Source organism: Enterobacter sp. 120016 (assembly GCF_018383635.1).
In the GTDB taxonomy this organism is placed as follows: Bacteria; Pseudomonadota; Gammaproteobacteria; order Enterobacterales; family Enterobacteriaceae; genus Enterobacter; species Enterobacter asburiae_D.
On sequence record NZ_JAHAWC010000001.1, the window covers coordinates 848107 to 864147 of the forward strand.

General features: G+C 53.6%; 14 protein-coding genes. All 14 read right to left on the reverse strand.

The features are described 5' to 3' along the window. Positions 1-15 precede the first annotated feature (15 nt). The 14 genes from rfbA to KIF87_RS04135 all read right to left on the reverse strand — a co-directional run bounded on the left by rfbA (position 16) and on the right by KIF87_RS04135 (position 16039). Positions 16-891 (reverse strand): glucose-1-phosphate thymidylyltransferase RfbA, encoded by an 876-nt coding sequence (gene rfbA, locus KIF87_RS04070; RefSeq protein ID WP_039262639.1) that lies wholly within the window; start codon positions 889-891, stop codon positions 16-18. A gap of 32 nt (positions 892-923) precedes the next feature. Further along, the gene (gene rfbB / locus KIF87_RS04075; RefSeq protein ID WP_213327971.1) at positions 924-2006 is read right to left on the reverse strand and encodes a dTDP-glucose 4,6-dehydratase; all 1083 of its coding nucleotides are present in this window, start codon (positions 2004-2006) and stop codon (positions 924-926) included. Positions 2007-2054: 48 nt separating this feature from the next. Further along, positions 2055-2642, reverse strand: coding sequence for an acyltransferase (locus tag KIF87_RS04080; RefSeq protein ID WP_213327972.1), 588 nt, complete (start codon positions 2640-2642; stop codon positions 2055-2057). Beyond that, positions 2629-3150, reverse strand: a complete 522-nt coding sequence (locus tag KIF87_RS04085; protein WP_213327973.1) for an acyltransferase — start codon at positions 3148-3150, stop codon at positions 2629-2631. The genes KIF87_RS04080 and KIF87_RS04085 overlap by 14 nt, the downstream gene beginning before the upstream one ends. Positions 3151-3507: 357 nt before the next feature. Beyond that, positions 3508-4401 carry a GalU regulator GalF gene (gene galF, locus KIF87_RS04090; protein WP_213327974.1) on the reverse strand — a complete coding sequence of 298 codons (894 nt, stop codon included), beginning with the start codon at positions 4399-4401 and terminating at the stop codon, positions 3508-3510. Positions 4402-4577: 176 nt separating this feature from the next. Next, positions 4578-5969, reverse strand: coding sequence for a colanic acid biosynthesis protein WcaM (wcaM, locus tag KIF87_RS04095; protein WP_213327975.1), 1392 nt, complete (start codon positions 5967-5969; stop codon positions 4578-4580). Positions 5970-5981: 12 nt separating this feature from the next. Then, positions 5982-7202 carry a colanic acid biosynthesis glycosyltransferase WcaL gene (gene wcaL / locus KIF87_RS04100; protein ID WP_121423371.1) on the reverse strand — a complete coding sequence of 407 codons (1221 nt, stop codon included), beginning with the start codon at positions 7200-7202 and terminating at the stop codon, positions 5982-5984. Further along, positions 7199-8479 carry a colanic acid biosynthesis pyruvyl transferase WcaK gene (wcaK, locus tag KIF87_RS04105; RefSeq protein WP_033145972.1) on the reverse strand — a complete coding sequence of 427 codons (1281 nt, stop codon included), beginning with the start codon at positions 8477-8479 and terminating at the stop codon, positions 7199-7201. Before wcaK ends, wcaL begins: the two co-directional genes overlap by 4 nt. A gap of 17 nt (positions 8480-8496) precedes the next feature. Next, positions 8497-9975, reverse strand: a complete 1479-nt coding sequence (gene wzxC / locus KIF87_RS04110; RefSeq protein WP_063144520.1) for a colanic acid undecaprenyl disphosphate flippase WzxC — start codon at positions 9973-9975, stop codon at positions 8497-8499. 1 nt (position 9976) lies between these two features. Continuing rightward, on the reverse strand, positions 9977-11371 hold the full coding sequence (wcaJ, locus tag KIF87_RS04115) for an undecaprenyl-phosphate glucose phosphotransferase (RefSeq protein ID WP_213327976.1): 1395 nt from the start codon (positions 11369-11371) through the stop codon (positions 9977-9979). 46 nt (positions 11372-11417) lie between these two features. Then, on the reverse strand, positions 11418-12788 hold the full coding sequence (gene cpsG, locus KIF87_RS04120) for a colanic acid biosynthesis phosphomannomutase CpsG (protein WP_213327977.1): 1371 nt from the start codon (positions 12786-12788) through the stop codon (positions 11418-11420). A gap of 111 nt (positions 12789-12899) precedes the next feature. Then, a complete protein-coding gene (gene cpsB / locus KIF87_RS04125; RefSeq protein WP_213327978.1) occupies positions 12900-14336 on the reverse strand; it encodes a mannose-1-phosphate guanyltransferase in 1437 nt (478 codons plus the stop codon). 3 nt (positions 14337-14339) lie between these two features. Then, positions 14340-15563: a colanic acid biosynthesis fucosyltransferase WcaI gene (wcaI, locus tag KIF87_RS04130; RefSeq protein ID WP_213327979.1), complete on the reverse strand. Its 1224-nt coding sequence runs from the start codon at positions 15561-15563 to the stop codon at positions 14340-14342. Further along, positions 15560-16039, reverse strand: coding sequence for a GDP-mannose mannosyl hydrolase (locus KIF87_RS04135; protein ID WP_024908101.1), 480 nt, complete (start codon positions 16037-16039; stop codon positions 15560-15562). The genes wcaI and KIF87_RS04135 overlap by 4 nt, the downstream gene beginning before the upstream one ends. Positions 16040-16041: the final 2 nt, after the last annotated feature.

Below are 16041 nucleotides of genomic sequence, written 5' to 3' on the forward strand. Positions count from 1 at the left end.
ACTTAATGTTGGATTTCAATCTTTAGCTAAATGCTGCAAATATTTGCCATAGTCATTTTTATTGAGCTCTTTGGCTAATTTTGCTAACTGTTTCTTATCAATGAAACCTTTACGATAAGCAATCTCTTCCGGACAAGAAACTTTGAGCCCCTGACGTGATTCGATTGTCTGAATAAAGTTACCTGCCTCAATTAGACTCTCATGCGTTCCTGTATCAAGCCAGGCATATCCACGTCCCATAATAGCAACTGAGAGCGAATTTTTTTCCAGGTAGAGGCGGTTAATATCAGTGATCTCTAATTCACCACGCGCTGACGGTTTCAGCTGTTTAGCCATCTCAATGACGTCATTATCATAAAAATAGAGACCAGTCACAGCGTAATTACTTTTTGGCTTCAGTGGTTTTTCTTCTAAAGAAAGCGCTTTGCCGTTCTCATCGAAATCTACCACGCCATAGCGTTCAGGGTCTTTTACATGATAGGCAAAGACCGTAGCTCCTTTTTCCTGATTCATTGCCATTTCAAGTTCTTTTGGCAAATCGTGACCATAGAAAACATTGTCGCCAAGGACTAAAGCACAAGAATCGTTACCGATAAATTCTTCACCAATTATAAATGCCTGAGCAAGGCCATCAGGACTTTCCTGGACCTTATATTCGATGTTCAGTCCCCATTTTTTACCGTTACCAAGTAATTGCTCAAAGCGAGGGGTATCCTGAGGTGTGCTTATGATGAGAATATCCCGAATGCCAGCAAGCATCAGCGTGCTTAATGGATAATAAATCATCGGCTTATCATAGATTGGCAGCAGCTGTTTACTAACCGCCATCGTCACAGGGTAAAGGCGGGTACCTGAACCACCGGCTAAAATAATTCCTTTTCTTTTTGACATGTTCAATGCTTCTTATGACGGGGTTGAAAAGATTAACGTTGCTCGTAATTTTTGTTGATCCAGTCCTGATAGGCACCGCTCATAACATTTTGGACCCAATCCTGGTTATCAAGATACCAATGAATCGTTTTCTTAATACCAGATTCAAAGGTCTCTTGAGGTTTCCAGCCGAGTTCTTGAGTGATTTTACTGGCATCAATTGCATAGCGTCGATCGTGGCCTGGGCGATCGGCAACATAAGTGATTTGTTCGTTATACGAGGTATTCTTCGGCTTTATTTCGTCAAGGATATCGCAGATAGTCTGTACTACTTCAATATTCTTTTTCTCATTATAACCGCCGATATTGTAGGTTTCACCTACGATCCCTTCCGTGATAACGGTATAGAGTGCGCGGGCATGATCCTCAACGTATAACCAGTCACGGATTTGATCGCCTTTACCATAAATAGGCAACGGTTTTCCTTGTAATGCATTGAGAATTACCAGCGGGATTAATTTTTCTGGGAAATGGTAAGGTCCATAATTGTTTGAACAGTTAGTCACAATAGTTGGGAAATTATAAGTACGATGCCACGCGCGAACTAAATGATCGCTTGATGCTTTAGAGGCAGAGTAAGGACTGCTTGGAGCATAGGCGGTTTGCTCAGTAAATAATGGAAGACTTTTTTTATTATCCCATTCATCAGGATGAGGAAGATCTCCATACACTTCATCGGTTGAAATATGATGGAAACGGAATCTCTGTTTCTTTTCACCTTCCAGGGTTTGCCAGTATTTTCTGGCTGCTTCAAGCAAGACGTAGGTTCCAACTATATTCGTTTCAATAAACGCAGCAGGGCCGGTTATTGAACGGTCAACGTGACTTTCTGCTGCCAGATGCATTACTGCATCAGGTTTATGAGTTGAAAAGATTTCGTCTAACGCCTGTGCATCGCAAATATCAGCATGAACAAAAGCATAACGATCGCTATTTTCAATGTCTTTTAAAGACTGAAGGTTACCTGCATAGGTTAACTTATCAACATTCACCACATAATCAGTTGTCGAGTTAATAATGTAACGCGCTAATGCCGAACCGATGAATCCGGCACCACCAGTAACTAATATTTTCATCACGATCTCTTTTATATAATTGAAGCCAAGGGTTTTAAAGTACTGATATCAACTTCTTGCACTGACCCATTTATTCTCTTCAAATGAATAATACTTTATAACTTTGGCTGGAACACCTGCGACAACCGAATAATCAGGTATTGATTTAGTCACTACTGAACCAGCACCAACGACGCAATTTTTTCCAATCGTAACACCGGGAGAAATATGCGATCCAAAACCAATAAAAGAACCATCACCTATAGTAACTGGCTGTTGAATACTTGAAATTCGGTCACCAATTTTTTTCGTATCATGAATATTTTCGAAAGGATGGCTAACATCAACAATGGAACAATTCCCGGTAATAGTTACATTGTTACCAATAGCAACTTTTACGCGGCCAATAATATGACAATTCTGTTCAATATTGACATTATCACCAATACTGATGACAACCTCATTTTGAGGGTCAACCACTTCTAGCCTTAAACCGTTTCTTATTAAAACTCGCTGCCCAACCTCAATATATTGCGGATTTGCGATGAGCATGGGCGAGATAATCCTACTACGACGCCCAAAAGATTTCATACAGGTTTTATACTTAACCTGTGAAACAAATAAATGGAAGGCATTCACTATTTTATTTAGCAACATTCACTGCTTCCCATTCATGTGAACTATGATTGTACGTCTTGATGATGCGGGCTGGGTTACCTGCTACTACGCAAAAGCCTGGGAAGGATTTCGTGACAACAGCCCCCGTCCCTACGATGGTCCAATCACCGAGCGTTACCCCCGGCAAGATTTTAGTATTGAACCCAAGAAAAACGTTCTCACCTAGAATTATCTGCCCTTTGTCAATATCTTTCTGGGTGAGGATAGGCCCCAGTTCAGGATCTATACCATGAGCTAGCGTGCTTATATAAACATAGTCACTGATAACGCAATTTTTTGATATCACAATCTTAGAGGCAGTATGAATGTTTACATCTCTGCCGATATAAACCCCATCATGGATAAAGATACCGTTGCGATCTTCATTCGATCTCACAATGAAAGTGGGGTTCTTGTGAATGAATACATTATCACCCACTTGAATTTTATTTCGGAATTTTGTTGCTAACTTCAACTTTAATAGCAAACGATTGAGTAAACCGATCATGCATACCTCTTCAAGTCGCATATATACATCTCAACGCTGGAGGTTCATGTTTGAACACGCTACCGCCCCTGGCTCAATAGCTACCAGTGCACTAAGTCTGCATGAGACGTTGAATTTTATATTTTGTTACTCAGACTGCAGCGTCCATAGCAGCCACAGCGAATCCAGTATTGTGGTATTAATTACAGGTCAAAACAAGAAAAACCAACCGTTTGGTATTCAAAACCGTAAGACGTCCTACACATCGAGTTACGTGCTAAAAACAAAACGACAGAGGAGACGAGGGACACATTAAAATGTGCTCCAAGTATCATCTGTCGTTTTCTCATCAACTTAGACAAACACAGGTTCGAAAATTTACTCTTCCAGAAGTTTTTCAATTTTCTTACGGAACTTCGCCCCTTCTTTCAGGTTACGCAGCCCATAGTTCACGAACGCCTGCATATACCCCATTTTCTTACCGCAGTCATAGCTGTCGCCGGTCATCAGCATGGCATCCACAGACTGCTTCTTCGCCAGTTCTGCAATCGCGTCGGTCAGTTGGATACGATCCCAGGCGCCTGGCTCGGTTTTTTCCAGTTCCGCCCAGATATCTGCGTTCAGAACATAGCGACCCACTGCCATCAGGTCCGAATCCAGCGTCTGTGGCTGATCCGGTTTTTCGATGAACTCAACGATGCGGCTCACCTGCCCTTCCGTCTCCAGCGGTTCTTTAGTCTGAATAACGGAGTACTCGGAGAGATCGCCCTTCATGCGTTTTGCCAGCACCTGGCTACGGCCGGTTTCATTGAAACGTGCCACCATTGCCGCCAGGTTGTAACGCAGCGGATCGGCAGAAGCCGTATCGATAATAATGTCCGGAAGAACAACGATAAACGGATTGTCACCCACAACCGGACGAGCACACAGAATAGAGTGGCCCAAGCCCAGCGGCTGCGCCTGGCGCACGTTCATGATGGTCACGCCCGGCGGACAGATTGACTGTACTTCCGCCAGCAGCTGGCGCTTAACGCGCAGCTCAAGCAGCGCTTCGAGTTCGTAAGAGGTGTCGAAGTGGTTTTCTACCGCATTCTTGGACGAGTGGGTAACCAGGACGATTTCTTTGATCCCTGCAGCAACAATCTCGTCGACAATGTACTGAATCATTGGCTTGTCGACGATCGGCAGCATCTCTTTAGGAATGGCTTTTGTGGCTGGCAGCATATGCATGCCCAGGCCTGCTACCGGAATGACTGCTTTCAAATTAATCATTATTTCTTCCACCTTAAAATGGTTGACGAATTATAGCTCTTTAACCTGTTTTCGCCAGCATGATTTGCCGTAATCCTTGGGCAATGTTACGCCTTCGCATCACAAATTTCTGTAGTTGTAATCTGATTCGATCGCGCTTTTATGCCAGGAATAGTCTCAAAACAGACGATTGTCGATTATCTGTGCGGAAGCGCAAAGTTCAGCCTTTCCGCATTCACCACCTGCTGGTCGACCCTGTCAATATCCACCGAACTCTGCCCCTTCTCATTCACAGCTTTTATGTTCGCCAGCGACAGCAGGGTCTCGTCTTTCGCCATGAATTTACCCCGCACATCCTTGCGCAGGTCGAAGTTGATCTTCAGGGCGGGACCCACAGCAGATTCCTGCATCACATTGATATTTCGTAAAAAAAGATGCTGCGGCTTATTGTGTAATTCCAGCGTAGCACGTTGCATCTCCACGTTAGTTATCGCCACAAACGAGGTGGCGTTACCGGACGAAATCTGTATTCCGCGCAATTTATACGCAAGCTGTCGATTATCGAGGTGAATATTGTTGAGCTTGAAGTTCTGCGGGATGGATAAATAATCGCCTTTTATCACCCCATAGCCGATTAACATTCCGGCGCTGTTCACCATATCGACATTATCAATAATGAAATTATCACAGCCATAAATGGCCACCGTGGCGTTGTCTATTCCCGCCTTTTTACTGAAGTCGGGAGTAATATTTTTGGCTTTGATATTGCGGATAACAAAATGCTTGCCGTTTTCAACGTGCACCAGCTGGCGACAGTTGCTGCCGGTGATGTTGGCCACCACGAAGTTCTTGACGGTTTGCTTCTCCGGATAGTCGTTATCGTAGGTGCTGCCGGCGAGGCCAATGCCGATGCCCCAGTTGATCTTGCCGTTGGTGCAGTTGATGTTGTCGATGACATGATCGGAGATCAGGATATTGCGATCGTTGATGGCGACGTTCCACTCGATCGCATCCCCCTGCAGATGGCTAAATTTGCTGTTGGTGATGCGGGCGCCATCCACCTGGTTGTGGAAACCCTGGCGCAGGATGGCGTAGTTGGCCTGGCTTACGCTGATGTTATCAATCAGCAAATTACGCATCACGCTCGGTTTCTTGCCGCCGATGTAGATCTGCGTCACCGGGCCAAAACCGCTCATGGCCAGCCCTTTGATGACGCAGTCAGAGCCGCGAACGTCGAGCGTAATGTTCTCCGTGCGACCAGCGCCTTCGCCTATCACTTTGCTGCCTTCCTGCAGAACAAAGCGGCCGCGCCCGTTGCCGGTTAACGCCCCGCGGATCAGCAGCGTTTTACCGTCGGGAATGAAAATGCCCGTATTGATGTTTTCGCAGGTGAGCCCGGCAGGGACCACGACGGTGTCGCCGTCATTAAACGCCTGCTTAAAGGCGGCGATCCAGTCGTTGTTATTGTACTGATTAACAGAGACCGTTCTTCCGGCTGCCGCCCGCGCAATGCGTGACGACAGCAGCGGCGTGGCCGCCAGAACGGACAGAGAAGAGACAAAGGTGCGTCGGGTAATCTTTTTCAGCATACATCCTCGGCGTTACAGCGTTTGCAGCAGGCTCGCTAACTGGCGGTTAATCACCTGCTGGTTAAAATCGGCTTCCACTTTTTGTCGGGCATTATGGAGCACGGGCTCAAGCGCCTGCTGGTCGATGTCGCTGAAGGCAGCTAATCGGTCCGCAAGGGCCATCGCGTTATTCTCCGGCACCAGCCAGCCGGAGTGGTCAGACTTAATCAGCTCCGGGATCCCGCTGTGCAGGGTTGATACCACAGGAATACCTACGGCCATCGCCTCCATCAGCGCCACCGGAATGCCTTCCATATCGCCATCGGCGCCCGTCACCGAGGGCAGCAGAAACACATCCGCCTCATCGAGCATGGCCTTGACCTCGTGGCTCGGCTTGAAGCCCGGCATCTCTACGACATCTTCCAGCTGATACTGTTCGATAAGCGTGCGCAGACGACGCTCCCACGGCCCAATGCCGAGAATGCGATAGTGGAAATCCACCCCGCGCGCTTTCAGCTGGCGGCAGGCTTCAATGGCCACATGGAGGCCTTTCTTCTCGGTCAGACGAGCAACGGAGATGATCTGCAGCGGCTTTCCCGGCACCTTTACAGGACGCCGAGTGAAGCGCGTTAAGTCCACGCCCATACGCGAAACGGCAATTTTTTCTCCCGGGCATCCCATGTTTTTCAGGCGTCCGGCCCACAGGTCGCTGATCGGCAGCATCATGTCGCCGCGGCGGAAAAGCTGCTGATACTCCGGCGTGTAGTGGTTCAGGACTTCGCGGCTGGAGATGTCGATACCGTGGAAGATGGTCGCAATTTTACCGTCAATCACGCCCAGCTCGCGCAGCTTCGCGGCGGTGACGCCCGCCGGGCCAAAGTGGGCGATAAACACGTCGGCACGATACGGCTGCGCCGTTTGCCCGCAGATGGCCGACAGGATGAGATTGCGAGATTCAGACCCATAGCGGGAAACATTCAGGGCCCGCCACGTCGACGCGCGGTGGATCCCGCGTAAGGTCTGGCTGGCCCGGTGGCGCAGCTTGCTCAGCTTCCCGGACGGCTCATCCTGCAGCCAGCGGGTTTTCGCCTCCAGGCCATACTGGGTATACGCCGCATGGGTGTTTTGGGTATCGCCCTTTTGCAGGGCGATAATCTCCACGTCATATCCCATATCGATAAACGCGGTGATTTGGTTCAGGACAAACGTTTCAGACGACAGCGGAAATTTCAGTAAGAAGAAACCAACCTTCATTTCCCCTCCCGTACGCGGTCAAGTACCGATTTCACCATCCCAATGCCCTTCTCGCGCTCGGCTTTCACCGCCACGGCCAGGCGTTCATTGATGGCAGGCAGTTGACCCAGGGTGTCCCCCACCATCGCACCCAGCGAACCATCCAGAAGATGACGGATATCCACGGCCATTTCCGGCATACCAAGCTGCTGCATGATGCCTGCTGATTTGTGCTCATAGTTGATGGCAATGGCCGGCGTGCCAAAGTTCATGGAGATAATGGCGGAGTGCAGGCGCGTGCCCACGGTCAGGTCGCAGGCGGAGAGCAGCTTGCCCATCTCCAGATCGTTCAGTTCGTCCATCACCACATGATAGCGGGACGGATCGTTCACAAGGCTGCGAAGGTTCAGCGCCACCATGCGGTCATCTTTGTTGTAGCTGTCGATACCGGTACAGGTTGAGAGCGCCAGCACCTGGTAACCGCTGTCAAGCACGCGGTTCACCACGTCGGCGAAGGCTTTCTCATACGCCGCCTGCGTTGTGCCTAAACGTTTATCAAAGGGCGCCAGCTCGCGCAGGGTTATGGCGACGGTTTTCTGTTTCGCCGCCACATCGAGCCAGTGCTGCACCGCGTAGCTCGGCTGGAAGCTATCGTCCTGGTGATCCACCAGCCAGGCGGTATCCACGCCGTGCTCAACTTTTGAGGTGTCAATTTCGCTGCGCTTCATCATGTCGAGGCTGACCGACTCGCGCAGGATCAGCGCGTCGCAGTGGCCGAAAACGTAGTTTGCGAGCTGGTTAAACTGCGGATCCTGGAATGGCCCGACGCTGTGGCCAATCATAAACAGCGGTTTTTTCGCCATGAACGTACAAAGCGCATGCTCAAACTGCGGCACGCCGTAGAGATCGACGAAGAACGATCCGCCAACCTGGATAATGGCGTCATAGCCGGACAGCAGACGAACAAAATCGGTGAAGCCCTGCGCGATAGCGATGTTGCGCAGCTTGCCGGTATCGGTCACACGGGAAAGCAGCACCTGGTGCTGGTAGCGACGGCGCAGCACCTTCTTCACGCGGCCCATCACGCCCGCGGCGTTGTTATGCTGTTTCATCTGGCTGTAGAGCGGGTCGCCCATCACAGGGCGGTTCAGTAACCAGGATGAGCTGACCGGATAACGGCTCATCACGTCCACTTCGGTCTCAGGCTTAAGGGTGTTAATTGCATCCAGTAAACCGCGCAGGATGGCGCTGTCGCCACGGTTGCCGCAGGTATGGTTGCCAAGAATTAATAATTTCATAATGGCCTCTTAAATAACTAGCCTGCGCGAAGCAGCGTTTTCATTTTTTCGTTACGGCAAAACTGGCGCTTCATCTCTACCACCAACGCATTGCGTGACAGCACAATCATCACGACGAATGCCAGCGCGCCCGCGGCAACCTGTACCGCCAGCAGCGCGGCCAGCGGCAGGTGGCCGCTGAGGATGATGCCCAGGCCGTAGCTCACCGCCAGGGTCGGCAATGAGAGATAGAACGGCAGCCACAGGCTCAGGATGTACTGACGGTAGCTGGAGCCCAGCACCGGCTTGATCATGATGAAGTAGCTCAGAACGGTATTGACTACCTGCACCAGCAGGAAGCCCAGCGTAACGCCGATGGCGCCCGCCATATGCCCGCCGACGATAATCGCCGGAATAAACAGGAAGGTTTTGAACACGTTGAACTTAAAGCTGATGTCCACGCGCGCTTTTGCCATCAGCAGGGAACCAATCGGATTCCCCACGGAGCGCAGCAGCCCCACCACGCACAGCAGCTGCAGGATTGGGATGATGCCGTTCCACTTCTCACCAAACACCAGCGGCACGAAGTTGCTGGAAACCACCATCAGCCCCAGCAGCACCGGGAAGTTAATGATCCCCACCACGGAAAGCAGCTTGTAGAAGTTGACGCGCAGCTTCTCGGTGTCGTCCTGAATCTTGGCAAACGCCGGGAACAGGACGCGGGTGATTATCGGGTTCAGCTTCATTGGCGGCACCACCGCGACGTTGTAGGCCAGGTTGTAGCCCCCCGCCACGCTCGCGCCAAGAATACGCGCCAGCACCAGCGTCGACAGGTTAGTATTCACATAGTTGATGATGCTGTCCGCCGTCAGCCACGCGCCAAAGCGCAGGTTGGACGAGACGGACGCGAGAGAGAAATGCAGCCCCGGACGGTAGATCTTGCGGCCAAAGTAGCCGAACAGCAGCGTGCGCACGGAAGAGTTAACCAGGTATCCCAGAATGGCCGTCATCGCCAGCGGCCAGAAATGGGCGCTCACCACGGTGAAGGTAAAGCCCGCCAGCACCGCGCTGGTCTCGATCATGCCGATCTTGTTGAACTCCAGCTCTTTCTGCATCAGCGCGCGGAACTGCTGCCCGTGCGGGATCACCACGAAAGCAAACGACAGCGTGCGCATCAGCGGAGCCAGATCCGGGTTATGCAGCACGCTGGCGATGGTGTCGCTCAGCAGGAATACCAGCACGAACACGAAAATCCCCAGCCCCACGTTCAGCCAGTAGAGGGTGGTCAACTCAAGATGGCTGATCTCTTTGCGCTGGATAATCGAGTTGGCAATACCAAAATCAGACAGCGTATCGGCCAGCGCGATAATCACCAGCGAGACGGTCAGCAGACCGAACTGGTGATTATCAATAATGCGCGCCAGCACGGTCATCTGCACCAGACCGAGGCCAATGATGACGATGGTCGCCATCGCTGACCACTTCGCCCCGCTGATGGTTTTTTCACGTAAGCTCATCTTAGTACGCCGCTTTGTTCACGAAACCTTTGAAGATGGTCAGAAAAACAATCTTGATATCGAACCAGATACTCCATTCACGGATGTACTCCAGATCGAATTCGATACGTTTTTCCATTTTTTCCAGCGTGTCGGTTTCGCCGCGCCAGCCGTTGATCTGCGCCCAACCGGTGATGCCCGGCTTCACCTTATGGCGCAGCATGTAGCCTTCAATCAGCGAGCGGTACTGCTCGTTGTGCGCCACCGCGTGTGGACGCGGTCCAACAATCGACATGCCGCCGGTGAAGACGTTGATAAACTGCGGCAGTTCGTCCAGCGAGGTGCGGCGCAGGAAGTTCCCCACGCGGGTGACGCGCGGATCGTTCTGCGTTGCCTGAGTCACCACCTTGTCGTTTTCCATCACCTTCATGGAGCGGAATTTCCACACCATAATCGGCTTACCGTCCATACCGTAGCGGGTCTGGCGGAAGATAACCGGGCCGGGAGAGCTCAGCTTCACCGCCAGGGCAATGCAGCACAGAACAGGCGAAATCAGCAGCAGGATCAGTGAAGAGAGCACGATATCTTCCACGCGCTTCAGCACGCGGTTAATGCCCGACAGCGGCGTGTCGTACAGCGGTACCACCGGCACGCCGTTCACCTCTTCAATACGGGAGTGAAGAATGTTGAAGGTAAACACGTCCGGGATCAGGATCACCGAACAGGTGGTGTCCGCCAGCTCGCGCATCAGATGCTTAATGCGGGACTCGTCTCTCATCTGCATGGCGATGTAGACGTTGTGAATTTTGCCGGCTTTCGCGTCTTCAATAAGCTGTTCGTAATTACCCGCCCAGTCCGCAGGCACGCCGCCCGGCTTCGCGTCGTGATAAATCCCGACCACTTCAAACCCTAACCACGGCTCTTTGCGGAAGCTGTCGAGCAGCACCTTCCCGACCGGCAGATCGCCCGCCACGGCAACGAAGCGACGGTTATAGCCCCGGTTACGCAGCCAGCCCGCGCCAAAGCGGATCAGTGAACGGCACACCACCATGCCGACGCTGGTCAGCAGATACCAGCAGAGATAGGTGACGAGGCGATTATCAAAATCATGGCTGAACGCCACCAGGCCAGCGCTGAAGATCAGGCTCAGGGTCCAGTTCTGCAGCAACAGCATCAGTTCGGTGGTCATTTTGACGCCGCGCCACGAGCGGTAGAAATCGGTCATCCCGCCGATCATCTGAAACACAACCAGCGCGATCAGTGCCATCAGCAGATGCATGTATAAGAACGGCAGCCCGCCGATCCGACACACCGCCCACAATCCACCGACCATGATGGTGATATCAGAAAAACGCTGCACCATAGAGATTAACGATGCATTCGTTCTCGCTCGTTCGCGTTTTTTTAGATTCGTCATCGTTGTTCCTGTATTCGGTTCCCCCTCCCACCGGGAGGGGCAATTGTTACTGATTCAACAGCGCCAGAATGTCCTTCGTTCGGGCTTCCATCAGCGCCGTATCAGCACGGGATTCCACGTTCAGGCGCACCACCGGCTCGGTGTTGGACGAGCGCAGGTTAAAGCGCCACTGCGGGAACGCCATGCTGATGCCGTCCGTACGGTCAATTTCCAGCGCGTGAATCGCAAAGTGCTGCTCCACGCGGGCAATGGCCTCGGCTGGCTCCGCCAGCTTGCTGTTGATCTCCCCGCTCGCCGGGAACGCCGCCATGCGGTCGCGCACCAGCTCGCCCAGCGTCTGCCCCTTCAGGCACAGCAGCTCGGTCACCAGCAGCCACGGGATCATCCCGCTGTCGCAGTAGGCAAAATCACGGAAGTAGTGGTGGGCGCTCATCTCGCCGCCGTAGATGGCGTCTTCTTCGCGCATGCGCTCTTTGATGAAGGCGTGGCCGGTTTTGGACATCACCGGCGTGCCGCCTGCCGCTGACACCACGTCAACGGTGTTCCAGGAAAGGCGCGGGTCATGAATGATTTTCGCGCCCGGGTTTTTCTCGAGGAACGCTTCCGCCAGCAGGCCGACAATGTAGTAGCCCTCGATGAACTGCCCTTTCTCGTCGAACAGGAAGCAGCGGTCGAAATCGCCGTCAAAGGCGATACCCATATCGGCACCGTGCTCAATCACCGCGTTGCGGGTGTCGTCGCGGCACTCCGGCAGCAGCGGGTTAGGGATACCGTTCGGGAAGTTGCCGTCCGGGGTGTTGTGCACCTTGATGAAGGTGACCGGCACGTTCAGCGCCTTAAAGCGCGCTTCGAGGGCATCCACCACCGGGCCGGCCGCGCCGTTACCGGAGTTAATCACCAGCTTCAGCGGCTTGAGGTTCGCCACGTTGATGTAGCCCAGCAGGTGGTCGATGTAGTCTTTCTGCAGGTTAATTTTTTTGTAGCTGCCGCGCTTCGCGTCGTTCACCGGCGGGAAATCGTTGGCTTCCGCCAGGCGCTGCACGTCGCGCAGGCCGGTATCGCCGCTGATAGGACGGGCGCCCTTGCGCACCAGCTTCATGCCGTTGTAGTCCATCGGGTTGTGGCTGGCCGTCACTTCGATACCGCCGTCCACGCCCAGGTGGAAGGTGGCAAAGTAAATCTCTTCGGTCCCGGAAAGGCCGATATCCAGCACGTCCACGCCCGCGTCCTGCAGCCCTTTCGCCAGAGCCAGCTTCAGGGACTCGCTGGTCAGGCGCACGTCGCCGCCCAGCACGATGGTCTGCGGTTTTAAATATTCGCCGTACGCGCGGCCAATGCGCCACGCGATGTCTTCATTCAGCTCTTCGCCCAGCTTGCCGCGAATATCGTAGGCTTTAAAACAGGTTAATTTTTCCATGATGACCCCTTTTTCAGGCAACAGTCGGCCCTGACCACTAAATGGCCAAATTGATTTTTTTGTCATTCGTAGGCCCGGCAAGCGCAGCGCCACCGGGCATAATGCAGAGTGCTACACCCGCCCGTAGCGGTCCTGGAAGCGCACGATATCGTCCTCTTCCAGATACGAGCCGGAGCGCACCTCAATTAAGTCGAGAGGAATTTTCCCCGGGTTCTCCAGACAGTGCGTCGCCCCCAGCGGAATATAAATGGACTCGTTTTCACCCAGCAGTTTGACTTCACCGTCGATAGTGACTTTAGCGGTACCCGCAACCACCACCCAGTGCTCGGCGCGGTGATGGTGCATCTGCACCGACAGCCCCTCGCCCGGCTTCACGGTGATGCGTTTCACCTGATAGCGGTCACCGGAGTCAATGGAGTCATATTTCCCCCACGGACGATAGACTTCGCGGTGAATATGGTGCTCGTGGCGACCATCCGCCTTGATCTTCTCCACCACTTTTTTAACGTCCTGCACGGCGTTACGGTCGGCAATCAGCACGGCGTCTTTGGTCTGGACTACCACCAGATCTTTCACCCCAACCGTGGTGACCAGACCGGACTCGGCGTAGACGTAGCTGTTTTCCGTTTTGTGGCTAATAACATCGCCGTGGTGGACGTTACCCTCCGGGGTATGGGCGCTGATCTCCCACAGGGAGGACCAGGAGCCCACATCGCTCCAGCCCGCATCCATCGGTACCACGACGGCGTCTGCCGTACGTTCCATCACCGCGTAGTCAATGGACTCTTCCGGGCAGGCGAGGAACGCCTCTTCATCCACGCGGATGAAGTCGAGATCCGGGTCCACCACCGCCATCGCTTTCTCGCAGGCGTTCAGAATATCCGGGCGGTATTTGCGCAGCTCTTCCAGATAGCGTCCGGCACGGAACAGGAACATCCCGCTGTTCCAGTAATACTCACCGCTGCCGACATACGCCTGCGCGGTTTCCAGATTCGGTTTTTCAACAAACTGCGCCACGTCAAACGCCACGCTGTCGCCTTCACCCGGCGTCACGCTGCCGCGGCGGATGTAGCCATAGCCGGTTTCCGGCAGATCCGGCACGATGCCGAAGGTCACCAGCTTGCCGCTCTCGGCGTAAGGAATGGCCGCACGCACCGCGTCGCGGAACGCGTCTTCCTGCTGGATAACGTGGTCTGCCGCGAGGACCAGCATCAGCGGGTCACAGTCTGGACTGCTGCGTTTTGCCGCCAGCGCCGCCAGGGCGATCGCAGGCGCGGTGTTACGACCGGCAGGCTCCAGGATGATGTTTTCGGTGAGTTTGTTCAGCTGGCGCAGCTGCTCGGCAACAATAAAGCGGTGCTGTTCGTTACAAATCACCACCGGGCTTTCACACTCCACGCCGTGCAGACGGTTTACCGTCGTCTGCAGCATGGTGAGATCCCCTTTCAGGCAGAGGAACTGTTTTGGATAGAGCACGCGGGACAGCGGCCACAACCGGCTACCAGAGCCACCAGCCATCACAACCGGATACAAAGTGGTTTGACTCATGATTTATCCCCGTATATCTGCAATAAATTGGCTCAGCACGTTCTCTTTCTCGAGCGTGCGTTCGGCATATTCACATGCCACCGTGTTCACTTTTGGCATGGCAAGTGCCTGCTCAATTCCGGTCACCAGCGCCGGGACCGATTCCGGCTCCACGCACACGGCAATTCCCGGATAGCTGTCGCACAGCTGGCCTAATTCTGTTTCGGCTTCTGCCGTAATCACCGCGTTGCCGCCCACTGCCAGAATGTTGGTCAGCTTGGACGGCAGCACCGCATCCGCGGCGCCGCGTTTTTGCACCACCAGATGGCAGTCGCCCATCTTCAGCAGCGCAGGCAATGCCTCGTAAGACTGAAGCGGGAAAAATTTCACGTTGCTCAGGCCACGTTCGCCGGCCATTTTTTCCAGCCGCGCTTTTCCACCGCCCTGCCCGACAACCACAAACGTCCACGGATGTTTGCTAAGCTGCTGGGCCGCTTCAATCACGCTCTCCAGCCCCTGCTTTTCGCCGATGTTGCCTGAGTAAAGAATGATTTTTTGATCTTCAGGCAAACCGAGCTGCGCGCGCAGGGCATGAGCATCCTGTTCTGTCACATCGCGAAAACGCGCCACTTCGGACCAGTTCGGGAAGAAAATGACTTTCTCCGCCGGGACGCCCTTCTCCTGCGCCTTGTTCATCATCGAGCGCGAGATCGTCGAGACGTAATCCACGTTGTGCAGGCCGCTGCGCTCAAACGCGCTGGCGAGCTTCGCCACCTTGCCGCCCTTGCTTTTGCCTGCCATCCCCAGGCCCAGCATGGCGTCAACTTCGTAATCCTGAATGTGCAGCAGGGTGCGCGCGCCGGAGAGTTTGCCCAGCAGACGCATGCCCGGCGTGCAAAAAAGCGTCGGCACCACGCCGATGATGCGATCCGGCTTCCAGCGACGCTGCGCCATCAGCGGGAAAAAACTGCTCAGGGCAAAGCTGCCCAGATGAAGTAACCGCTTCAGCGTCGAGGGCTGCTTCGGAACGTAGAGCGGGCAGCGCCAGACGGTCGCTGCGCCCTCTTCGCGACGGTAGCGCCAGCTTGAGTAGCGCTCCCCCACTTTCCACTCCGGGTAGTACGGCGGCGCGGTAATGACCCGCACGTCATGTCCCTGGCTCGCCATCCACTCGACCATCTCGCCGGTGTATTTCCCGATGCCGGTTAGCTCCGGCGAGTAGTTGATTCCGTACACTAAAATTTTCATAAGCCCGGCACTCCGGACTGACGATCGGCCAGGAAATAGGCACGACTGTTGTCATGCACATTGTCGCTGGCCAGCAGCGCCTCTGGCGTCTGCCAGCGGTAGTCGTCATGCTGAGAATCAGGCAGACGCAGGTCTGCCTCACTCACCTTCAGGCGGAATCCCAGCACGATGTAGTGCGTGGTGAACCCGGTGCCTGAAAAGTTATCGTCATAGAAGTGCTGCCAGACCCCGTAAAACTGGCCCGCTGCCATCGGCAGCTGCAGGCCCAGTTCCGCCAGAGTAAGACGCTCAAACGCATCGCTCAGCGTCTCATCCTTCTGCACGCGCCCGCCGGGCACGAACCAGAAGCCCTGTGCAGGACGGTTGGTTCGTTTCCCCAGCAAGAACTCGCCGCGTTCGTTCTCCACGATCAAATCAATTGAGATGAGCGGAGTGGAACGCACTACCGTGGCAAAATCTTCCTGACTTAAAAACATCG